20 protein-coding genes are annotated in these 20,358 nt (G+C 73.1%); 8 read left to right on the top strand and 12 right to left on the bottom strand.

What is annotated here, in order from left to right; genetic code table 11:
- Positions 1-44: 44 nt before the first annotated feature.
- The 3 genes from dapA to DEI99_RS06095 form a co-directional block, all read right to left on the bottom strand.
- Entirely contained in the window at positions 45-1,022 is a 978-nt protein-coding gene (gene dapA / locus DEI99_RS06105; RefSeq protein ID WP_071257810.1) for a 4-hydroxy-tetrahydrodipicolinate synthase, read from the bottom strand.
- Positions 1,023-1,503: 481 nt separating this feature from the next.
- Positions 1,504-2,034 carry a dihydrofolate reductase gene (locus DEI99_RS06100; RefSeq protein ID WP_111042164.1) on the bottom strand — a complete coding sequence of 177 codons (531 nt, stop codon included), beginning with the start codon at positions 2,032-2,034 and terminating at the stop codon, positions 1,504-1,506.
- Positions 2,034-2,864: a thymidylate synthase gene (locus tag DEI99_RS06095; protein ID WP_254784794.1), complete on the bottom strand. Its 831-nt coding sequence runs from the start codon at positions 2,862-2,864 to the stop codon at positions 2,034-2,036. The genes DEI99_RS06100 and DEI99_RS06095 overlap by 1 nt, the downstream gene beginning before the upstream one ends.
- Before the next feature lie 59 nt (positions 2,865-2,923).
- Here DEI99_RS06095 and DEI99_RS06090 point away from each other — a divergent pair, with 59 nt between their 5' ends.
- Complete coding sequence (locus tag DEI99_RS06090; protein ID WP_111042163.1) at positions 2,924-3,844, top strand: TIGR01777 family oxidoreductase; 921 nt, start codon at positions 2,924-2,926, stop codon at positions 3,842-3,844.
- A 94-nt stretch (positions 3,845-3,938) separates the two neighbouring features.
- On the opposite strand, the gene DEI99_RS06085 is transcribed toward DEI99_RS06090, so the two are convergent.
- Both DEI99_RS06085 and dapB read right to left on the bottom strand, forming a co-directional pair.
- The gene (locus tag DEI99_RS06085) at positions 3,939-4,400 is read right to left on the bottom strand and encodes a hypothetical protein (protein ID WP_502867015.1); all 462 of its coding nucleotides are present in this window, start codon (positions 4,398-4,400) and stop codon (positions 3,939-3,941) included.
- A gap of 9 nt (positions 4,401-4,409) precedes the next feature.
- Complete coding sequence (gene dapB / locus DEI99_RS06080; RefSeq protein ID WP_258369462.1) at positions 4,410-5,156, bottom strand: 4-hydroxy-tetrahydrodipicolinate reductase; 747 nt, start codon at positions 5,154-5,156, stop codon at positions 4,410-4,412.
- Positions 5,157-5,179: 23 nt separating this feature from the next.
- On the opposite strand from dapB, the gene DEI99_RS06075 reads away from it, so the two are divergent.
- Positions 5,180-5,674, top strand: a complete 495-nt coding sequence (locus DEI99_RS06075) for a GNAT family N-acetyltransferase (protein ID WP_111042161.1) — start codon at positions 5,180-5,182, stop codon at positions 5,672-5,674.
- 48 nt (positions 5,675-5,722) lie between these two features.
- Here DEI99_RS06075 and DEI99_RS06070 read toward each other — a convergent pair whose 3' ends face one another.
- The gene (locus DEI99_RS06070) at positions 5,723-6,325 is read right to left on the bottom strand and encodes a histidine phosphatase family protein (RefSeq protein WP_071257634.1); all 603 of its coding nucleotides are present in this window, start codon (positions 6,323-6,325) and stop codon (positions 5,723-5,725) included.
- Positions 6,326-6,333: 8 nt separating this feature from the next.
- Positions 6,334-7,668 carry a M16 family metallopeptidase gene (locus DEI99_RS06065; protein ID WP_111042160.1) on the bottom strand — a complete coding sequence of 445 codons (1,335 nt, stop codon included), beginning with the start codon at positions 7,666-7,668 and terminating at the stop codon, positions 6,334-6,336.
- Positions 7,669-7,918: 250 nt separating this feature from the next.
- Here DEI99_RS06065 and DEI99_RS06060 point away from each other — a divergent pair, with 250 nt between their 5' ends.
- A complete protein-coding gene (locus tag DEI99_RS06060) occupies positions 7,919-8,566 on the top strand; it encodes a TetR/AcrR family transcriptional regulator (RefSeq protein WP_181434480.1) in 648 nt (215 codons plus the stop codon).
- Positions 8,567-9,188: 622 nt separating this feature from the next.
- The gene (locus DEI99_RS06055; RefSeq protein WP_071297106.1) at positions 9,189-9,716 is read left to right on the top strand and encodes a YbhB/YbcL family Raf kinase inhibitor-like protein; all 528 of its coding nucleotides are present in this window, start codon (positions 9,189-9,191) and stop codon (positions 9,714-9,716) included.
- A 74-nt stretch (positions 9,717-9,790) separates the two neighbouring features.
- Here DEI99_RS06055 and DEI99_RS06050 read toward each other — a convergent pair whose 3' ends face one another.
- Positions 9,791-12,064, bottom strand: a complete 2,274-nt coding sequence (locus DEI99_RS06050) for a polyribonucleotide nucleotidyltransferase (RefSeq protein ID WP_111042157.1) — start codon at positions 12,062-12,064, stop codon at positions 9,791-9,793.
- A gap of 281 nt (positions 12,065-12,345) precedes the next feature.
- On the opposite strand from DEI99_RS06050, the gene DEI99_RS06045 reads away from it, so the two are divergent.
- Positions 12,346-13,545 carry a coiled-coil domain-containing protein gene (locus tag DEI99_RS06045; protein WP_111042156.1) on the top strand — a complete coding sequence of 400 codons (1,200 nt, stop codon included), beginning with the start codon at positions 12,346-12,348 and terminating at the stop codon, positions 13,543-13,545.
- A gap of 19 nt (positions 13,546-13,564) precedes the next feature.
- Here the strand turns inward: DEI99_RS06045 and DEI99_RS06040 are convergent, their stop codons facing one another.
- The 3 genes from DEI99_RS06040 to DEI99_RS06030 all read right to left on the bottom strand — a co-directional run bounded on the left by DEI99_RS06040 (position 13,565) and on the right by DEI99_RS06030 (position 15,156).
- Positions 13,565-14,182: a CE1759 family FMN reductase gene (locus DEI99_RS06040; RefSeq protein WP_111042155.1), complete on the bottom strand. Its 618-nt coding sequence runs from the start codon at positions 14,180-14,182 to the stop codon at positions 13,565-13,567.
- Positions 14,183-14,320: 138 nt separating this feature from the next.
- Positions 14,321-14,590: a 30S ribosomal protein S15 gene (rpsO, locus tag DEI99_RS06035; RefSeq protein WP_071257618.1), complete on the bottom strand. Its 270-nt coding sequence runs from the start codon at positions 14,588-14,590 to the stop codon at positions 14,321-14,323.
- A gap of 101 nt (positions 14,591-14,691) precedes the next feature.
- Positions 14,692-15,156: a VanZ family protein gene (locus tag DEI99_RS06030; RefSeq protein WP_181434479.1), complete on the bottom strand. Its 465-nt coding sequence runs from the start codon at positions 15,154-15,156 to the stop codon at positions 14,692-14,694.
- Between the two features lie 152 nt (positions 15,157-15,308).
- Here DEI99_RS06030 and DEI99_RS06025 point away from each other — a divergent pair, with 152 nt between their 5' ends.
- From DEI99_RS06025 to DEI99_RS06015, 3 genes are read left to right on the top strand one after another with little or no spacing between them, the layout of a single operon-like run.
- Positions 15,309-16,415 (top strand): glycoside hydrolase family 6 protein, encoded by a 1,107-nt coding sequence (locus DEI99_RS06025; RefSeq protein WP_111042153.1) that lies wholly within the window; start codon positions 15,309-15,311, stop codon positions 16,413-16,415.
- Between the two features lie 44 nt (positions 16,416-16,459).
- Positions 16,460-17,509 (top strand): M4 family metallopeptidase, encoded by a 1,050-nt coding sequence (locus DEI99_RS06020; protein ID WP_111042152.1) that lies wholly within the window; start codon positions 16,460-16,462, stop codon positions 17,507-17,509.
- 29 nt (positions 17,510-17,538) lie between these two features.
- Positions 17,539-17,808, top strand: a complete 270-nt coding sequence (locus DEI99_RS06015) for a protealysin inhibitor emfourin (protein WP_111042151.1) — start codon at positions 17,539-17,541, stop codon at positions 17,806-17,808.
- Between the two features lie 150 nt (positions 17,809-17,958).
- Here the strand turns inward: DEI99_RS06015 and DEI99_RS06010 are convergent, their stop codons facing one another.
- On the bottom strand, positions 17,959-20,202 hold the full coding sequence (locus DEI99_RS06010) for a HelD family protein (RefSeq protein ID WP_258369459.1): 2,244 nt from the start codon (positions 20,200-20,202) through the stop codon (positions 17,959-17,961).
- Between the last annotated feature and the right edge of the window lie 156 nt (positions 20,203-20,358).

The raw sequence follows: 20,358 nt of genomic DNA, 5'->3' as shown, positions 1-20,358 counted from the left end.
CCTACGGATTCAGGCGACGCGCGTGCTGCGCGCCGCGGTGTTCGCTAGCGGGTGGTGCCTGGCACCTTTGGCAGTGCGCCGCCGGCCGCTGCGTTGCGGTCGGGGCGGAAGTTCGAGAAGTCGGCACCGGGCACGTCGCGCACGGCTTCGAGCGAGGTCTCGATGGCGTACGCCTCGGAGTCCTCGGGGCCGACGAGCGGCAGTCGGACGCGCGGGCTGCCGATGCGGCCGAGCCCGTGCAGGATGTACTTCGCGGCCACGGTACCGGGCACGTGCGTCATCACGGCGCGGACGAGCGGCTCGACACGCTTGTGCTCGGCCGTCGCCGTCGCCAGGTCGCCGGCGTTCACGGCGTCGACGATCGTGCGGTACGGCCGGCTCGTGATGTTCGCCGTCACACCGATCAGGCCGGTGGCGCCGATCGACAGGTGCGGGAGCACGTTCGTGTCGTCGCCGGAGAAGTACATGAGGTCGGTGTTGTTGAGCACGCGGGACACCTCGGCGAAGTCGCCCTTGGCGTCCTTCACCGCGAGGATGTTCGGGTGCTTCGAGGCACGCACGATCGTCTCGTACGTGATCGGGATGCCCGTGCGACCGGGGATGTCGTACAGGATCACCGGCAGGTCGGTGGCGTCCGCGATCATCCGGAAGTGGGTCAGCACGCCCGCCTGGGTCGGCTTGTTGTAGTACGGCGTGACGATCATGACGCCGTCGGCGCCGGCCCGCTCGCTCTGCTTGTACAGGTGGATCGCGTGCGCGGTCTCGTTCGAGCCGCCACCCGTGATGATCTTCGCGCGGCCCGCGGCGACGGACTTGCCGACCTCGACCAGCCGGAGCTTCTCCGGGTCGGTCAGCGTGCTCGTCTCACCGGTCGTCCCGGTGACGACGATGCCGTCGGCACCGGCGCTGATGCAGTCGTCGATGTGCTGCTCGACGCCGGGCCAGTCGACCTCGCCGTCCGCGGTGAACGGGGTCACGAGGGCGACGAGGACCTGACCGAAGGGATTCTCACGCGGGGACACGGGCACCAGCGTACCGGGGTCGGGCGTCGGGCCCGCAGTCCGCCCGGACGGTGGTCCGCCTGCGGCGCGGCCGGGAGGCCCGGATCGCGTCCGTCCCGCGCCTCCGGACGAGCGGGTGGCCGGGTCGCGTCAGGCGCTGGCGCTCGGGTCCGCGAGGGGTGTGGCCGGTTCGCGCCCCGCTGCGGTCGTCGCGCCCCGGCTCCTCGGGGCGCGATGCCCGCACGGGGGCGCGTCACGAGCCGCGCGCCGACGCTCCCGCCCGGCGGGACTCCGTCTGCCCTGCGGACGGGAGGCCCGACCTGCGTCCGTTCCACTGCTCGCGCCCGACCACGCCCCGCCCTGATCCGCGCCCCGCTGCGGTCGTCGCGCCCCGGCTCCTCGGGGCGCGATGCCCGCACGGGGGGCGCGCAGCGCGCAGTGCGGCGCGGCAGGGCGGCACGCGGCGCGGTACGGCGGCACGCGGCACGCGGCGCGGCGTGCGCTACGCGCGGCGGCGCCACTCCAGGAAACGGAAGCGCGTGCCGTCGACGCGGGACTCCTGCCACGAGCCCTCGTCGACGAGCGACCAGCCGGCGGCCCCGTCGAGCGACGGCGCGACGGTGTCGCCCGGCACGTCCAGGTCGATGACGGTCTCGGAGACCCGGTCGGCCAGGTCGAGCGCCGCCGCGTACACCTGGCCGCCGCCGATGACCCACACCGAGCCGCCGGGGCCGTCGGAGCCGTCCGAACCGCCAGAGCCGTCGAGCGCGGCGCGCAGGTCGTGCACGACCTCGGCACCGTCGGCCCGCCACGAGGGGTCCCGCGTCAGCACGACGTTGCGGCGTCCTGGCAGCGGTCGGAACCGCGACGGCAGGGATTCCCACGTGCGGCGCCCCATCACCACGGTCGCGTCACCGGTGACCTGCCGGAAGTGCGCGAGGTCCTCGGGGACGTGCCAGGGCATCCCGCCGTCCGCGCCGATCACGCCGGCGGTGGACCGCGCCCAGACCATGCCGACCCGGTCGGCTGCCATCAGACGGCGACCGCGGCCGAGATCGACGGGTGGTGGTGGTAGCCGACGACGGTGAAGTCCTCGTACTCGTAGTCGTCGATCGAGTCGCGCGGTGCGAGCTCGAGCGTCGGGAGCGCGTACGCGGTGCGGGACAGCTGCTCCTCGACCTGCTCGACGTGGTTGTCGTAGACGTGGCAGTCGCCACCGGTCCACACGAAGTCGCCGACCTCGAGTCCGGTCTGCGCGGCGATCATGTGGGTGAGCAGCGCGTACGAGGCGATGTTGAACGGCACCCCGAGGAACATGTCCGCACTGCGCTGGTAGAGCTGGCACGACAGCTTGCCGTCGACCACGTAGAACTGGAAGAACGCGTGGCAGGGCGCGAGCGCCATGTCCGGCACGTCCGCGACGTTCCACGCGGAAACGATGAGTCGGCGGCTGTCCGGGTTCGTGCGGATCTGGTCGATGACCTGGGCGATCTGGTCGACGTGCTCCCCCGACGGCGTCGGCCACGAGCGCCACTGCACGCCGTAGACCGGCCCGAGGTCGCCGTCGGCGTCGGCCCACTCGTTCCAGATGCGGACGCCGTGCTCCTGCAGCCAGGTGGCGTTGCCGTCGCCGCGCAGGAACCACAGGAGCTCGTAGGCGATCGACTTGAAGTGCACCCGCTTCGTGGTGACGAGCGGGAAGCCCTGCGACAGGTCGTAGCGGAGCTGGGCGCCGAACAGGCTGCGGGTCCCGGTGCCGGTGCGGTCGCCCTTCGGGGTGCCCTCGGTCAGGACGCGGCGGAGCAGGTCCTCGTAGGGCGTCGGCACGGTGGGGTCGGGCTGCACGGTCTCGCTGTCGCTCACACACAGAAGACTACGTCGGTGTCACAGAAGACTACGTCGGCGTGAGTAGCGTTGCGGGCATGGCAGACACGGCGGCAGCACCGCTCTCGATCCTCGTCGCCGGCGCTTCCGGCTTCATCGGCACCCCGCTCGTGCGCGCGCTGCGCGACGCTGGCCACGACGTGACGACGCTCGTCCGGCGCGAGCCGCGCACCGCGGCCGAGTTCCGGTGGGCGCCCGGGCGGCGGCCGCTCGACCCCGCGGTGCTCGACGGCGCCGACGTCGTCGTCAACCTGGCCGGCGCGAACATCGGCAAGCTGCCCTGGACGGACGCGTACCGCGACGAGATCCGCCGGTCGCGGGTCGATGCCACGGACACCCTGGTCGAGGCGATGCGCCACGCGACCGCCCCGCCGGCGCTGTTCCTGTCCGGTTCGGCCTCGGGCGTGTACGGCGACCGCCCAGCCGACGTCCTGCACGACGACGCGGCCCCCGGCGCCGGCTTCCTCGCCGACGTCTGCACCGCGTGGGAGGCCGCCGCGAACGCCGCCCCCGACGGCGTCCGCGTGGTCACCCTGCGCACCGGCATCGTCGTCGGCCAGGGCGGCGGCGCGCTCGCACCGCTCGTCCCCCTGACCAAGGCCGGCCTGGGCGGTCGGCTCGGCACCGGTGGACAGTTCTGGCCCTGGATCGCCCTCGACGACGAGGTCGGCGCGATCGTGCACCTCGCGACGAGCCCCGCGGCCGCCGAGGTCTCCGGGCCCGTCAACCTCGCCGGCCCGGACGCCGCCGTCGCCGACCGCCTGACCAAGCGCGTCGCCGAGGACCTGCACCGCCCGTACCTGTTCCACGTCCCCGCCTTCGCCCTGCGGCTCGCGCTCCGCGACGCCGCGGACGACATGCTCCTGTCGAGCCAGCAGATGGTGCCGACGAAGCTGCTCGACTCCGGCTACGCGTTCCGGTACGCGCGCGCCGAGGACGCCGTCGACGCCGCCTTCTGACGGCCGGGAGGCCCGCCCCGCGTCCGTCGCGCGGCCCCGCTGACCGGGGCGGCCGGGTCCACAGCACCGCTCCGGACGGTGCGGCGTCGTGCGCTCAGGACGCGGTCGCCCGGGACCGCGCGAGCGCTTCGCGCATCGCGGCCCGGGCACGCTTCCGGTCGCCCGCGGCGTCGTAGACCACGCCGAGCCGGTACCAGCCGCGCCAGTCGCCCGGGTCGGACTCGACCGCGGCCTTGTAGCGCGGGAAGAGCTCGTCGGCCGCCTGCCGTGTCGGACGGCCGGAGGGGCGGACCGCGACGACGTCGTCGGGGGTCCCGCCCTCGCGTTCGAGCCGCGCACCGAGCCGGGTGATGCGGACGCCGAAACGCACCTCGAGCACGAGCAGCAGGGCGCCGACGGCCGCGACGACGAACAGCGCGACGCCGATCGCGATGCCGATGGGCACCCCGGTCGCCACGAACGCGACGGCACGCTGCCCGACGAGCCCGATGTAGAGCGCCAACAGGAGGGTCATCAGCGCCGCGCCCCAGAACGGCGAACGGACGGTGCGGAGCACGACGGTCGCCTAGCCGATGCCGAGCACGCTGCCGAGGCCGACGGTCAGCCCGCGCGCGGCCCCGACGGCGCCGAGCGCCGCCCGGATGCCGGCGACGTAGGCGACGTCGTCGTTCGTGTCGTGCCGGATCGTCAGGGTCTCGCCGGGACCGCTCAGCAGGACGTCCTGCACGGCCTTCACCCCGGGCAGCCGGAGCGAGTGGATCGGCACGCTGGCGACCTGCTGCCCGCGGGCACGCTGGTCGACGTGCGGGGCGTCGACCGGGCCGACGTCGCGGCGGGCCTCGGCGACGAGCTCGGCCGTGCGGATCGCGGTGCCCGAGGGCGAGTCGATCTTGCCGGCGTGGTGCGTCTCGATGATCTCGACCGCGGGGAACCACGGCGCGGCGATCGTCGCCAGGTGGGTGCCGAGCACGGAGCCGATGGAGAAGTTCGGGACGACGAGGACCCCCTGCTCCGGGCGGTCCTGCAGCCCCGAGCGGAGGGTCGCCAGTCGGTCGGCCGACCAGCCGGAGGTGCCGACGAGCACGTTCGCGCCGCTCGAGAGCGCGTTCTCGACGATCGCGGGGCTGAGCGCGGGGACCGTCACGTCGACGACGACGCGGGCGCCCGCGAAGACCTGCGGGTCGGCCTCGTGCGCGCCGTCCTTCGAGGACAGGCTCGCGACGAGCTCGAGTTCGGGGAGTTCCTGGACCACGGCGGCCACGAGACCCCCGAGACGACCGGTGGCGCCGACGACGGCGACGGGAGTGACCATGCGCTCCATCCTAGGATCGACCCATGTCAGTCGAGGTCAGGACCGTGCCGGCCGATCTGCCCGAGGTCGACGTGCTGTTGGACGCGTACCTGGACGAGCGCGAGGCGACGTTCCCGAGCGCGCAGGGCGCCTACTCGCGGAAGCGCACCCCGGCGGCCGAGTTCACGCCGCCGAACGGGGTCTTCGCGGTCGCGTACGACGCGGACGGCACCGCGGTCGGGTGCGGGGGGCTCCGGCGCATCGCGGACGGGACCGGCGACGAGGGCGCGGTCGACGTGCGCTTCGAGGTGAAGCACGTCTTCGTCACCCCGGCCGGTCGCGGGCAGGGTGTCGCCACCGCGGTGATGGACGTGCTCGAGCGCGCCGGCGCCGGCCTCGGCGCGACGAGCATCGTGCTCGACACGAACGACTCGCTCGTGGCGGCGGGCGCGATGTACCGCGGACGCGGCTACCGACGCGTCGAGCCGTTCAACGCGAACCCGAACGCGACCGCCTGGTACCGCAAGCCGGTCGCCTGAGCCGGACCGGGCCTCCCGACCGGAACGCGTGTCCCCGACCGTCGGCCGCTAGACGGGCTGGTCGACCGGCAACCCGGTGCGCAGCTCCACCGGCAGGTGGGCCAGGTCGTTCAGCGTGACGACCTCGGCCGGCTTGGCCGAGCGGATCCGGATGATGGTGAGCGCGGTGTGCGCGACGTTCGTCCCCATCCAGCGCCACTCGGGGGCCTGGAACGCCTCGCGGACGAACCAGCCGATGACGGCGTTGTGCGTGATGAGCAGGTCGTGCCGGTCCTCGCGCGCCGGGGTGAACCACTCGGCCACGGCGTCGCCCATCTGGGCCTGGCCGGCGACGATCTCCTCTTCGGTGATGCCGCCGTACCAGCCCTGGTACGCGTGCGGCATGTCCGGGGTCGGACCGGAGGGGATGCAGTCGAAGAGCAGCGTCGACGGCTCCGGCTGGATCGACGGCAGTCGCTGCGCCAGGAACGCGGCGGTCTCGCTCGGGGCCTCGAGCGGCGAGTGGTACACGCCGTCGAAGGGCACCCCGCCGAGCCGGTCGGCCACCAACATCGCCTGACGCTTGCCGCGCTCCGACAGCTTGCCGTCCCGCAGGCCGTGCTCGGCGTCCTGGTGCTCACCGTGCCGGACGAGGTACAGGTAGTGCGACATGTCGATGCTCAGCTGCCGATCCCGATCGCGGCCGCGAGCTCGTCCTGCTGCACGGCGCCGACGACCGAGGTGATCGTCGGACGGGTGAGCAGGTCGCGCGCGAGCTCGAGCACGTCGTCGGTGGTGACGCGGTCGACGCGTTCCAGGGCCGTCGCCAGGTCGGTGTACTCCCCCGTGCCGAGCTCGGACCGGCCGAGGCGGGTCATGCGGGCGTCGGAGTCCTCGAGCGAGAGCGTCAGCGCGCCCTCGATCTGGCCCTTGGCGCGCCGGAGCTCGTCGGCCGTGATGCCGTGGTCGACCATCCGGCGGAACTCGGCGTCGACGATGTCGATCACGCCGGGGACGTTGTCGGGCGCGCAGCCGGCGTAGACGCCGAACGCGCCGTTGTCGAGGTAGGCGGGCGCGAACGAGGACACCGCGTAGGCGAGCCCGCGACGCTCGCGGACCTCTTGGAAGAGCCGGGAGCTCATGCCGCCGCCGAGCACGGCGTTCAGCACGCTCAGCGCCGGACGACGCTCGTCGCGCAGGTCGAGCCCCTGCGAGCCGCGCAGCATGCTCACCTGCTCGGTGGGTCGGTGCACGACCGACAGCTTCGGTTCCACCGGGTCGGCGACGGTCTGCGGCGTGCGACGCGCCAGCGGGTCGGCGCGCGGGGCGTCGTGGAAGACCTGCCCGACGAGGTCGCACAGGCGGTCGTGGTCGACGGCGCCGGCGGCGGTCACCACGATGCCGTTCGGGGCGTAGTGCTCGCGGTAGTGGGACAGGACCTCGTCACGCCCGACGGCGCGGATGCTGTCCGGGGTGCCGCCGATCGGACGGCCGAGCGGGTGGCCGCCGAACGCCGCGGCGAAGAAGGCCTCGCCCGCCACGTCGGCCGGGTCGTCGGCCGCCATCGCGAGTTCCTCGAGGATGACGCCGCGTTCGACGTCGAAGGCGTCGGGGTCGAGCACGGACGCGGTGACCATGTCGCCGATCACGCCGATGGCCATCGGGACGTCGGTGTCCCGGACCCGGGCGTAGTAGCAGGTGTACTCCTTGGCCGTCGCGGCGTTGTGCTCACCGCCCACGGAGTCGAACGCGATCGCGATGTCGAGCGCCGAGCGGGTCTCGGTGCCCTTGAAGAGCAGGTGCTCGAGGAAGTGCGTCGAGCCGAACTGGCCGTCGCGTTCGTCGCGCGAACCGACGCCGACCCAGAACCCGATGCTCGTCGAAGCGGCACCCGGCACCGCCTCGGACAGCACGCGGACACCCGACGGCAGCACGGTGCGACGGACGAAGGCCCCGCCGGACGTCAGGAAGGACGTGTCCGGGGCCCCGAGCGGCAGTGGCACTGGCTGGTTCATCGCAGACGAGCCTACTGATCGGCTCGCGGGCCTCGCCCAGTTTGCACAGGCGCGTCGGACGCCACTCGAAGTGGGGTACAGAAAGTGTGGACAGACCGACTCGTCTGTCTGTCCTCCTTGTGCTACAGTTGGGCAAGCCGGATCGGTAGCCCCCCTAGATTCCGATCCGGTGGCTCGGGACATCAGTCCTGCGCGGTCGACGAGTCCCCCCACTCAGATCGCGGAGCCGATGAGCCCAAGGAGCCACGCTGTGACGGTCGATTCCCCCCAACCGGCCGTCCAGCGTCTCCTTGGCCCGAGCACGAACCTCGCGTCGCCGGACGGGTCGAGCGTCCCCCCGACTCCCCGCTCCGGCGGCGCGAAGGTCCGCATCCTCGAGACCGCCTCGCGACTCTTCTACGAAGAGGGCATCCACAGCGTCGGCGTCGACCGCCTCATCTCCGAGGCCAGCGTCACGAAGGCGACGTTCTACAAGCACTACGGGTCCAAGGACAACCTGATCCTGGCCTACATCCGGGCACAGGACGAGCGCGTGCAGCAGCGGATGGAATCGTTGACCGGCTCCGCCGACTCCCCCGCAGCGGCCGTCCGGGCCTGGGTCACCGCCCTGGCCGACGACGTCAACGACCCCGAGTTCCGCGGCTGCGCCTTCCTCAACGCCGCGGCCGAGTACCACGACCCCCGCGACCCGGTGCGCGAGGTCGTCGCCACCCACCGCGAGTGGTACACCGAGCGCCTCGCGACCCTGCTGCAGGAAGCCGGCCACCCGCTGCCGGGCGACGGCGCCGACGAGCTCATGCTCGCCCGCGACGGCGCGATGGCGGGAGCCTACGCCGGCGACGCCATCGCGGCCACGGCCGCACTGCAGCGCGTGGTCGACCGGGTCCTGGCCGTCTGACGCGCACCGCCGCGTGCCGGCGGGGCGCGGGTTCGTGGCGGGTCGGTGGCGGTTGACGGTTTGCGAAAGCGACATTCGCCCGCCAACAGTTCGCGGCGGTCTGTCGCCTTCGCGACACCAACCGCGCAGCTCCCCGCACGCGTGTCGCTTCCGCAGCACAACTCCGCCCCGTACCCGCCCGACACGACCGGGAGGCCCGACCCGGGCCTGCCGCGGGGCCTCCCGCCCGGCGCACGGTCACGTCCCCACGCACGGGTCGCGAAAGCGACAAGGTCCCGGCAACAGTTCGCGGCGATCTGTCGCCCTCGCGACACCAGCCGCGCAGCTCCCCCCACGAGTGTCGCTTCCGCAGCACAACGTCGCCCCGCGCTGGTCCGGACGCGGCCGGGAGGCACGGCTCGACCCCGCCGCGCAGCTCCCGCCCGGCGCACGGTCACGTCTCCACCCACGAGTCGCCAAAGCGACAAGATCCCACCAACAGTTCGCGGCGATCTGTCGCCTTCGCGACACCAACCGCGCAGCTCCCCGCACGCGTGTCGCTTCCGCGGTACAGAGCCGCCCGCGAGAAACCCGCGCGCCGCCGCCGAGCCGCCCCCGAGGCCGCGGGTGTTGGCTGGAGGGCATGGCAAACGACCCCAACTGGAACCTCCCCGAGGTCCCCGCGTTCACCCTGACCAGCCCCGACTTCGCCGACGGCGCCGAGCTCCCGACGTGGGCCCGCGGCACCGACGCCGGTGGCGAGGACCGCTCCCCCGCACTCGAGTGGTCCGACGCCCCCGAGGGCACGAAGAGCTTCGTGCTCACGGTGTACGACCCCGACGCACCGACCGGCTCCGGCTTCTGGCACTGGTCGCTCACCGACATCCCCGGCTCGGCGACCTCGCTCCCGCAGGGCGCCGGGACCGATGACGCCCTGCTGCCGGCCGAGGCGCTCCGTCGCCGCAACGAGTTCGGCACCGACACGTTCCTCGGCGCCGCTCCGCCCGCCGGGCACGGTGCGCACCGCTACTTCTTCACGCTGAGCGCGCTCGACGTGCCGGTGCTCGAGGCCCCGGCGGACGCCACCCCCGCGGTCGTCGGCTTCGTGCTCCGCGAGCACCTGCTCGGCCGCGCCCAGCTCGTCGGCACGCAGGAGACCCCGGCGGCCTGACGGCGCCCGCAACGGCGAACGGCCGCCGCCCCGGGAGGGGACGGCGGCCGTTCGTGCGTCGGGACGCGGGTGGATCAGCCCTCGGCCGGAGCCTCGGCGTGCGAGGCGTGGTCGTCACGGCCCTCGGTGTCCACGTCGTCGGCCACGACCGGCGCGAGCGACAGCTTGCCGCGGTCGTCGACCTTGGTGACCTCGACCAGGATCTTCTGGCCGACGCCGAGGACGTCCTCGACGTTCTCCACACGCTTGCCACCGGCGAGCTTGCGCACCTCGGAGACGTGGAGCAGACCGTCACGGCCCGGGAGCAGCGACACGAAGGCGCCGAAGGTGGCGATCTTCACGACGGTGCCGAGGAACTGGTCCCCGATCTCCGGGTTGGTCGGGTTCGCGATCGCGTTGACCTGGGCACGAGCGGCCTCGGCCGACGGACCGTCGACGGCGCCGATGTAGACGGTGCCGTTGTCCTCGATCGAGATGTCGGCACCGGTGTCGTCCTGGATGCCGTTGATCGTCTTGCCCTTCGGGCCGATCAGCTCGCCGATCTTGTCGACGGGGATCTGCACCGAGATGACGCGGGGCGCGGTGTCCGCCATCTCGTCGGGGGCGTCGATCGCCTCGGTCAGCACGCCGAGGATGGCCGAGCGGGCCTCCTTGGCCTGCTTCAGCGCGGCGTCGAGGACCGACGACGGGATGCCGTCGAGCTTCGTGTCGAGCTGGATGGCCGTGACGAACTCCGAGGTACCGGCGACCTTGAAGTCCATGTCGCCGAGGGCGTCCTCGGCACCGAGGATGTCGGTCAGCGCCGCGTAGCGGGTCTGGCCGTCGACGGTGTCGGACACGAGGCCCATCGCGATGCCCGCGACCGGGGCCTTGAGCGGCACACCGGCGTTGAGGAGCGACAGGGTCGACGCGCAGACGGAGCCCATCGACGTCGAGCCGTTGGAGCCGAGGGCCTCGGACACCTGACGGATCGCGTAGGGGAACTCGTCACGCGACGGCAGCACCGGCACGAGGGCGCGCTCGGCGAGGAAGCCGTGCCCGATCTCGCGACGCTTCGGCGAACCCACGCGGCCGGTCTCACCGGTCGAGTAGGGCGGGAAGTTGTAGTGGTGCAGGTAGCGCTTCTTCGTGACGGGCGACAGCGAGTCGATCTGCTGCTCCATCTTGAGCATGTTCAGCGTGGTGACGCCGAGGATCTGCGTCTCGCCGCGCTGGAAGATCGCCGAACCGTGGACGCGCGGGATCACGGCGACCTCGGCGTCGAGCGGACGGATGTCGGCGAGGCCGCGACCGTCCATGCGGACCTGCTCGGTGAGGATGCGGCCGCGGACGACCTTCTTCGTGACCGACTTGTAGGCACCGCTGACCTGGCCGTTGGCGCTCTCCGGCAGCTCGCCGGCCGACACCTTGGCGGCGACGGCCTCCTTGACGCGGGCCTTGAGGGCGTCGTCGGCGTCCTGGCGCTCGAGCTTGCCGGCGATCTTGTAGACGTCACCGAGCTCGGACAGGGCGAGGGACTCGACCACGTCGTAGACCTCGGGGGCGTACGGCGGGAAGACCGGGTAGTCCTGGATCTCCTTGGCGGACTGCGCGGCCATCTTCGCCTGCGCCTCGACCAGCACCTTGAGGAACGGCTTGGCCGCCTCGAGGCCCTGGGCGACGACGGCCTCGTCGGGCTTGGTGGCGCCGCCCTGGATGAGGTCCCAGCTGTGCTCGGTGGCCTCGGCCTCGACCATCATGATCGCGACGTCCTCGTTGCCCTGGTCGTCGGTGACGACCCGGCCGGCGACGGTGAGGTCGAACACGGCGTCGGCGAGCTGCGAGGCCTTCGGGAACGCGACCCACTGGTCACCGATGAGCGCGAGGCGCACACCGGCGATCGGGCCGGAGAACGGCAGACCGGAGATCTGCGTGGACGCGGACGCGGCGTTGATGGCCAGCGCGTCGTAGAACTCGTCCGGCGCGATGCTCAGGACGGTGATGACGATCTGGACCTCGTTGCGCAGGCCGTCGACGAACGACGGACGGAGCGGCCGGTCGATGAGACGGCAGACGAGGATGGCCTCGGTCGACGGACGACCCTCGCGGCGGAAGAACGAGCCGGGGATCTTGCCGGCGGCGTAGGAGCGCTCCTCGACGTCGACGGTGAGCGGGAAGAAGTCGAACCCTTCACGCGGGTGCTTGCCGGCGCTGGTGGCCGAGAGGAGCATCGTTTCCTCGTCGAGGTACGCGGCGACCGCGCCCTGCGCCTGCTGTGCGAGCCGGCCGGTCTCGAACCGGACGGTGCGCGTGCCGTACTTGCCGTTGTCGATGACGGCTTCGGCGAACTTGATCTCGGGACCCTCCAAAAGGGTGCCTCCTTGATGTGTGTCCGGCAGGCCGTGGCGACGGCACACGAGGGTGCGTGCGCGCCGATCGGTCGGGACGCATGTCTGGCCAGCAGTAGAAGCACTCGGGAAACCGTTCCGGCCCGCGAGCCACCACCGATGACCAGCTCCGTGCCCGGCCTGCGCAGTGTTTGTCTGACGTCCGGGGACAGTGGTCCTCGGACGGAAGCGACTTTACCAGTCCACAGGCAATCGGCGGCGCGGCTCGCTGGCTCCCTGGTGATCCTCGGTAGCCTGCGGACATGCGTCTCACCCCCTCGCGGGGCGTGCTCGTCGCGGCCGCCGTGGTCGTCGGCGCGCTCGTCGCCCCGGCACTGACCGCCGTCCCGGCGAACGCGACCGAGTACCCGACGTGGCAGGACGTCCAGCGCGCGAAGGGCAACGAGGCCGCGAAGCGCGTCGAGGTGCGGAAGGTCCAGTCGGCACTGCAGGCCGCGCAGGACGAGGCCGCGGCGAAGTCGCAGGCCGCCCTGGTGGCCTCGTCGGAGGCGGACGCGGCCGAGGCGGAGCTGGCGGAGGCCACCCAGGCCGCCACGAGCCTCCAGGCCCAGGCGCAGCACGCGAGCGAGACGGCGGACCGTGCCCAGCAGCGAGCCGGCCGGCTCGCGGCGAACCTGTACCGCGACGGCAGCACGAACCAGATGACGACCCGGATCGCGACCGCCGGTGACCCGGACCAGCTGCTGTACCAGCTCGGGGCGCTCGACCAGCTCTCGTCGACGTGGTCCGGCGTGATGGACGAGGCGTCCGTCGCCGCCGGCACGGCGTCGTCGCTGCACGAGCAGGCCGAGCGGGCCGAGACGGAACGGGCGACGCGCGCGCAGGCGGCCGAGGAACGCTCGGCCGCGGCGGAGTCGGCCGAACAGGCGGCGGACGCCGCGGTCGACTCGACCGAGCAGCACAGCGACGAGCTGTACGCGCAGCTCGCGTCGCTCAAGGACAGCACCGCGGAGCAGCAGGCCGGGTACGAACTCGGCCAGCGCGTCGCCGCGCAGAAGGCCGAACAGCAGCGCAAGCGCGCCGCGGCCGCTGCGGCCGAGGCCGCCCGGAACGCCGCGACGCCGACGAACAGCAGCGCGAGCAGCGGCGGGACGGGCACGAGCTACCCGAGCACCGGGGGCGTCGTGGTCGACCCCGCCGGTGCGCAGTCGTACGCACGCGGCGCGATCGGCGCCTACGGCTGGGGCGGCGACCAGTTCTCGTGCCTGGTGTCGCTGTGGACGCAGGAGTCCGGGTGGCGGGCGAACGCCCTGAACGCCTCGAGCGGCGCCTACGGCATCCCGCAGTCGCTCCCCGCCGACAAGATGGCGGCGGCCGGGGCGGACTGGCGGACGAACGCGGCCACCCAGATCGACTGGGGACTCGCGTACATCAAGAGCGCCTACGGCTCACCGTGCGCGGCGTGGGGGCACGAGATGAGCGTCGACCCGCACTGGTACTGAGCGCTCGGCCGACCGCCGGTCAGTGCCCGAGGCCGCCGAGCAGGCTCGCGAAGTCCGGGGTCGCCGGGAGCGCGTCGGCTTCCTGCGGGGTCCGCCGGGAGGCCCGGATCGCCCAGGCCAGGTCGACTCCCGCCCGGCGGATGCGTGCGTCCAGGGCCGCGGCGTCGCCGTCGGTCCCCCAGTCGTCCGTCGCGGCGAAGACGCCCGTCGGCACGACCGCGGCGCGCAGGTAGGCGAACACCGGCCGCAGGGCGTGGTCGATCGCGAGCGAGTGCCGCGACGTGCCGCCGGTCGCGCCGAGCAGCACCGGCAGGTCGGCCAGCGAGTCCTTGTCGAGCACGTCGAGGAACGACTTCGCGAGGCCGCTGACACCGGCCGTGAAGATCGGGGTGACGAACACGACGGCGTCGGCCCCGACCACGGTGGCCGTCGCTGCCGCGAGCCCCGGCGCCGCGAAGCCGGTGAGCATCGCGTCGGTGACCTCGTGCGCGATCGGGCGGAGCTCGACGTGCTCGACGTGGGCCGGGGTGCCCTCGGCGACGAGCGCGGCGACGGCGGCCTCGCCGAGGCGGTCGGCCAGCAGGCGGGTGGAGCTGGGCTCGGAGAGTCCGGCGGAGACGACGGCGATGGTGGTCATGGTGGGTCCCGACTTTCGATGCGTTTGCATGAACATAGCATCCAACCGGACCTGCCCGGCGAGCATTCCCCGGGAACGGAGAACGCCCCGGTCCTCGTACGAGGGCCGGGGCGTTCGGTCAAGCCGTGGGTCGGTCGACTAGCGACGCAGGCCGAGACGCTCGATGAGCGTGCGGTAGCGGGCGATGTCGACGTCGGAGAGGTAACCGAGGAGACGGCGACGCTGACCGACCATGAGCAGCAGACCACGACGCGAGTGGTGGTCGTGCTTGTGCTCCTTGAGGTGCTCGTTCAGGTCGTTGATGCGACGCGTCAGAACGGCGACCTGGACCTCGGGGGATCCGGTGTCGCCCGGGTGGGTCGCGTACTCTTCGATGATCTCCTGCTTGACCTTCGCGTCAAGTGCCATGGATGATCCCCTTCCTGTCCGTTGCGCGGTGCCCGTGCCTGATGCACGAGCGCTCTTTGTCCGCGGCCGTTCGACGGCAACCGCGCAAGACTACCAGAGATCTAGGCGGTCCTGGCCCGCAGACGGCGACGCCGCGGCGCGGGCAGCAGGCTCCGGACGAGTCCGACGAGCGTGGCGCCGAGCAGCCCGCCCAGGCCGTTCGACAGGACGTCCCGCGGGTCGGCGACGCGGTACGGCAGGTAGGTGGCCTGCGCGAACTCGATGCCGGTCGACAGCGCCACGGCGACCAGGGCACCGAGGATCCACCAGCGGCGCGGCAGCCAGAGTGCGGCGAGCGCACCCACGGGCACGAACATCGCGATGTTGGCGAGGAACTCGGTGCGCTCGTACGTGAACCACGTGCCGTGCGGCAGCTGCTGCACCCACGCGATGGCGTGCAGCACGAGCGAGTTCTGCGCCGAGGTGAAGACCTGCGGGGTCAGCGTCATTCGCCAGATCACCCAGGCGTACGCCGCGGTCAGGGCGAGGAGGAGGAGTCGTCGGAACACCGGGTCAGTGTGCTGCACGCTCCTGCACGGTCGCTGGAGCGCTCCTGGGAGCCGCGCGCACGGCGCCCGGACGGCGCAGGCGGGCACTGGCCACGGCGCACCCGGACCTGACAGCATGGACCGGGGCGTCCACGCCCGACCCGACGGTCACGTCCAGGGAGGACCGCCGCATGCCGCACCAGCACGGGCCCACCCGATCCACCCGACCCCGCCGCGCTCGCGCCCACGGCCGTCGGCAGTGGGCGTGGATCGCCGCCGCAGGGCTCGTCGTCGCGGCGGTCGTGACGACGGTCGTCGTGGTCGGCCCCTCCGGCGGGCACCGGGACGCCGCAGGACCGGACGGGACCGCCGGTCCCTCAGCGTCGACGGACCGCCCCGTCGTCGGGCGGAAGTCGGCCGCCGACGCCTTCCCCGGCGGGCTCGCCCGTCAGCCCGAGGCCGTGAACCAGCCCGGCATCCGGGAACGACGAGCACGCGCCGAGGGCCGCGAGGACACCGCTGACCGGATCGCCGCCATCGCTGACCAGCCGATCGCCACCTGGCTCACCGACACCTCGCGGTCGGCGACCCGCGAGACGGTCCGGACCGTCGTCCGCGCCGCCGAGCGTGCCGACGCGACCCCGGTGTTCGTCCTGTACAACGTGCCCGACCGCGACTGCGGGAACTACTCGCGCGGCGGCACCGAGGCCGACGCGTACCTGCCGTGGGTCCGCTCCGCTGCCGAGTCGATGTCCGGCTCGGGCGCCGTGGTGCTCGTCGAGCCGGACTCCGTCGCGCAGATCGGCAAGTGCGACCGGTTGCGGGACACCCGCCTGCCCCTGCTGCGGAAGGCCGTCGACGCGTTGTCCGGACACGGGCTGACCGTGTACCTCGACGGCGGGAACGAGAACCGGGTGCCCGTCGACACCATGGCCGACCGGCTCCGCCGGGCCGGGGTCGACCGGGTGCAGGGGTTCTTCACGAACGTGTCGAACTTCTACCGGGTCGACCAGGAGCGCGCCTACGCCGACCGGCTCGCCGACGCGATCGGCGGCGACCCGCACTTCGTCGTCGACGTGTCCCGGAACGGCCGCGGCTGGCGCGGCACCTGGTGCAACCCCGAGGGCGCCGGACTCGGGCAGGCACCGCACGTCGCCGGCGGCACGACCCGGCTGGACGCCCTGCTCTGGGTGAAGACCCCCGGGCTCAGCGACGGCAGCTGCAACGGCGGCCCGCCCGCCGGCCGGTGGTGGGAGGCGTACGCCCTCGCACTCGTGGAGCACCGCGCCCGCGACTGACATCGGCCCGACCGGGTGTCGGTACCCGGTGGTTCCATGAGCGCATGACCGCGACCGACCGCATCCGCTCCGTCGTCCCGCCGTACCTGCTCCGCGCCGTCGCCGACGCCGACGCGTACCCCCGGGCGGCCTCCGCCGCGCGCACCGCGCTGGCGTCCCTGGACACCGTCCGGTCCCCCAAGGAGCAGCACCTGACCGCGCCGCAGCAGGTCGCCGGCACCGTCGACCGGTCCCCTCGACGCACCGTGTCGGACGCCCACGGCTCGACGACCCTGCCGGGGAGGGTCGTGCGGCGCGAGGGTGACGCCGACTCCGGTGACGCCGCCGTCGACGAGGCCTACGCCGGCCTCGGCGCGACGCACGCCTTCTGGCTCGACGTGTTCGACCGGGTGTCGGTCGACGGCGCCGGACTGCCGCTCGACGCCACCGTGCACTTCGGGCAGGACTACGACAACGCCTACTGGAACGGCTCGCGGATGGTCTTCGGGGACGGCGACGGTGAGGTCTTCCGACGGTTCACCGTCGCCCTCGACGTCATCGGCCACGAGCTCGCCCACGGCGTGACGCAGTACACCGCCGACCTCACCTACCAGGGCCAGTCCGGCGCGCTCAACGAGTCGGTCAGCGACGTGTTCGGCTCCCTCGTCGCCCAGTACACCGCCGGGCAGACCGCCGAGCAGGCGTCCTGGCTGATCGGCGAGGGACTGTTCACCGAGGCGGTCCACGGCGTCGCACTCCGGTCGATGCGGGCGCCGGGCACCGCGTACGACGACCCGGTGCTCGGCAAGGACCCCCAGCCGGCGACGATGGCCGGGTACGTCGACACCACCGACGACCAGGGCGGCGTGCACACGAACTCGGGCATCCCGAACCACGCGTTCTTCCTGGCCGCCACCGCCATCGGCGGGTACGCCTGGCAGGGGGCGGGTGCGGTCTGGTGGGATGCCCTGACCTCGTCGTCGGTCACGGCGTCGATCGACTTCGCCGGCTTCGCGACCGTCACCGTCGACGCCGCCGGCACCCGCTTCGGCGACGGCTCCGCCCAGCAGACCGCCGTCCGCACGGCCTGGCAGACCGTGGGCGTGCTCGCCTGACCGACGCCGGGCGGCGTACCGTCGGAGCCATGCGCATCGAGGTCCGCCGCACCGGGGGCTTCGCCGGCACCACGCGGCGCTGGCGGGTCGACACCGACGCCGCCGGCGACCCCTCGGCGTGGTCGGACGTCCTCGACGCCCTGCAACGCAGCCCCGCCCCGACGGACGCGCCGGTCCCCGACGACTTCAGCTGGACGATCACCGTCGAGCGCACGACCGTGACGATCCCCGGCCGCCGACTCGACGGTCCGTGGGCCGACCTGGTCGCGCGGGTGCAGTCGGAGGGCGACCAGACCTGAGCCGGGAGGCCCGTGGCGGGCCCGCACCGGGCCTCCCGTCCGCCCCGCGGCGACGCCACCACCCACGGATCGTGAGCAGGAACGGTCGCGTCGCACCGACGGCTCCGACCGTTCCTGCGCACGGAGTGCGCGGCGACCCGCGCGCCGCCGTCAGTCGACGTCGATGACGGTCAGGCGGCGGGTCGGTCGGGTCATCGCGACGTAGACCGCCGCCGCGGCCCGTGCCGCGTCGGCGCCGACGCCGTCGGGGTCGACGAGCAGCACGCCGTCGAACTCGAGCCCCTTGGCGTCCGCACCGGTCAGGACCGTGAGGGACCCTGCCTGCGGCGACGCGAGCCCCCGCACGTCGGCCTCGGTACGGGTGAGGCGCTGCCGCACGGCGTCGACCTGGGACTCGGGGACGATCACGCCGATGGTGCCCGAGCCGATGCGCGCCCGTTCGGCGTCCGCCACCGCGGCGACGGTGTCGAGCAGGTCGGGGCGGGACGCCCGGACGCGTTCGACGGGGTCGCCGTCGCGGACGGCCTCGTTGCGGGTGACCGTCAGCCCGGCGGCGTCGGCGTACTCCCCCGCGGCGAGCACGATGGAGCGCGGCGTGCGGTAGTTCACGGTGAGCTGCTCCACGCGGTGGTCGAGCGGCACCTGCGGGGCACGGCCGCGCCGGCGGCGGGCGAGGGCGCCGATGACGTCGTCCCACGTGCGTGCCGCGCCGGGCGAGGAACCCTGCGCCATGTCGCCGACGATCGTGAACGACCGGAGTGGGTTGCGGCGGGCGAGCACGCGCCACTGCATGGGCGAGAGCTCCTGGGCCTCGTCGACGACGATGTGCCCGTAGGTCCACTCGCGGTCCTCGGCGGCGCGCTCGGCGGTGGAGCGCGGGTCGCCGCCCTCGGCAAAGGAGCCGGCGACCTGCTCGGCCGTGACGATGCCCTCGACGCCCATGTTCTCGATCGCCTGGCGGGCGTTCTCGATGTCGCGGTTCCGGCTGGCCTTGGCCGCGCGCTTGGCGGCGCCGCCGGTGGGGTCGAACGGGCCGAGCAGTTCGGCGGCCTCGTCGAGCAGGGGGACGTCCTCGACGGTCCACCCGGCGCCCCGGGGACGCTGCAGCAGGGCGCGGCGCTCGGGGGTCCAGTCCGGGGTGAGCGAGGCGAGCCAGTTCGGCCGGGCGTAGAGGTCCTCGAGGAACTTCTCCGGCGGCAGGGGCAGCCACGCCGTGTTGAGCAGCACCCGGGCGTCGTAGGAGCTCCGGATGTCCTCGCGCAGGACCTTCTCGTCGGCTTCGTCGACCGTGGTGCCGCGTTCGCGCAGCTGGTCGGCGAGCAGGCGGGTCATCGCGTCGAGGGCGATCTTGTTGAACGTGACACGGGCGACGTTGTGCGGCTTACCGCGGTCCTGCGCCCGCTTCATCGCGTCGGCGACGAGCTGCGGCGGGACGACGAGCCGCTCGCCCTCGACGTCGAGCGTGACGGACTCGGTCGGCACGACCTGGCGCGAGCGGACCGCGCGGCGCAGGAGCGAGGCCGTCCGCGCGGCACCCTTCACCGCGGCGACGTCCCGCGAGTCGTGCACCGTCGCGTGCACCCCCGGGTACAGCGACCCGAGCGAGGCCATCACGACACCGGTCTCGCCGAGCGACGGCAGCACCTGCTCGATGTACGTCAGGAACGCCGATGACGGGCCGACCATGAGCACGCCGGAGCCCCGGAGTCGCTCGCGGTACGAGTACAGCAGGTAGGCGGCGCGGTGCAGGGCGACGGCGGTCTTGCCGGTGCCGGGGCCGCCCTGCACGATGAGCACGCCCTCGAGCGGGGAGCGGATGATGCGGTCCTGCTCGCCCTGGATCGTCGCGACGATGTCGGTCATCCGGCCGGTGCGCTCGGCGGTCACCGCGGCGAGCAGCGCGCCCTCGCCCTGCAGGTGGGTCCGCTCGTCGTCGTACAGCGAGGCGTCGAAGACCTCGTCCTCGACGCCGACGACCCGCCGCCCCTGCAGGGACAGGTGGCGCCGGGCACGCATGCCCATCGGGTGGGCCGCGGTCGCCTGGTAGAAGGCGCTCGCGCCGGGGACGCGCCAGTCGAGCAGCAGCGGCCGGTGCGCGGCGTCTCGGAGTCCGACGCGGCCGATGTACCGGAAGGTGTCGTCGGGGTCCTCGGGTTCGGACACCTCGAGCCGCCCGAAGACCAGGCGGTCCCCCACGCGCTCGAGCGTGGCGATGGTGTCCTCGTAGAGCCGTGCGTACGCGTCGCGTTCGCTGCGGCTCTGGTGGTTCCCGCCGACCGCCTGACGACGGGTCTCGGCGAGACGCTGCTCGGCCTCGGCGGTCAGCTCGTCGAGGCGGCCGAAGAGGCCGTCCACGTAGCCGCGTTCGCGGTCGATCTCGGTCGGTTCGGACACGTACAACCCTTCGGGACAGGGGAACCCAGTGTAGTCCCGCAGGACCGACACCGCAGGACGCCTGACCCGTGACGGACGGGAGGCGCGTGGCGGACCCGCCACGCGCCTCCCGTCCGGAACCCGGTTCCGCCCGTCGAACACCGCGTTCCGGGCACA

The organism is Curtobacterium sp. MCLR17_036 (assembly GCF_003234445.2).
In the GTDB taxonomy this organism is placed as follows: Bacteria; Actinomycetota; Actinomycetes; order Actinomycetales; family Microbacteriaceae; genus Curtobacterium.
The sequence above is the reverse complement of the archived record's forward strand: the minus strand, read 5'-3'. Positions and strand labels throughout refer to the sequence as shown.

Coding starts and splice junctions, on each gene's coding strand:
- DEI99_RS06100 (WP_111042164.1), bottom strand. CDS start 2,034: ATGGCAGCCGACCGGGTCGGCATGGTCTGGGCGCGGTCCACCGCCGGC.
- DEI99_RS06090 (WP_111042163.1), top strand. CDS start 2,924: ATGGCAGACACGGCGGCAGCACCGCTCTCGATCCTCGTCGCCGGCGCT.
- dapB (WP_258369462.1), bottom strand. CDS start 5,156: ATGGTCACTCCCGTCGCCGTCGTCGGCGCCACCGGTCGTCTCGGGGGT.
- DEI99_RS06075 (WP_111042161.1), top strand. CDS start 5,180: ATGTCAGTCGAGGTCAGGACCGTGCCGGCCGATCTGCCCGAGGTCGAC.
- DEI99_RS06070 (WP_071257634.1), bottom strand. CDS start 6,325: ATGTCGCACTACCTGTACCTCGTCCGGCACGGTGAGCACCAGGACGCC.
- DEI99_RS06065 (WP_111042160.1), bottom strand. CDS start 7,668: ATGAACCAGCCAGTGCCACTGCCGCTCGGGGCCCCGGACACGTCCTTC.
- DEI99_RS06055 (WP_071297106.1), top strand. CDS start 9,189: ATGGCAAACGACCCCAACTGGAACCTCCCCGAGGTCCCCGCGTTCACC.
- DEI99_RS06045 (WP_111042156.1), top strand. CDS start 12,346: ATGCGTCTCACCCCCTCGCGGGGCGTGCTCGTCGCGGCCGCCGTGGTC.
- DEI99_RS06040 (WP_111042155.1), bottom strand. CDS start 14,182: ATGACCACCATCGCCGTCGTCTCCGCCGGACTCTCCGAGCCCAGCTCC.
- rpsO (WP_071257618.1), bottom strand. CDS start 14,590: ATGGCACTTGACGCGAAGGTCAAGCAGGAGATCATCGAAGAGTACGCG.
- DEI99_RS06025 (WP_111042153.1), top strand. CDS start 15,309: ATGCCGCACCAGCACGGGCCCACCCGATCCACCCGACCCCGCCGCGCT.
- DEI99_RS06020 (WP_111042152.1), top strand. CDS start 16,460: ATGACCGCGACCGACCGCATCCGCTCCGTCGTCCCGCCGTACCTGCTC.
- DEI99_RS06015 (WP_111042151.1), top strand. CDS start 17,539: ATGCGCATCGAGGTCCGCCGCACCGGGGGCTTCGCCGGCACCACGCGG.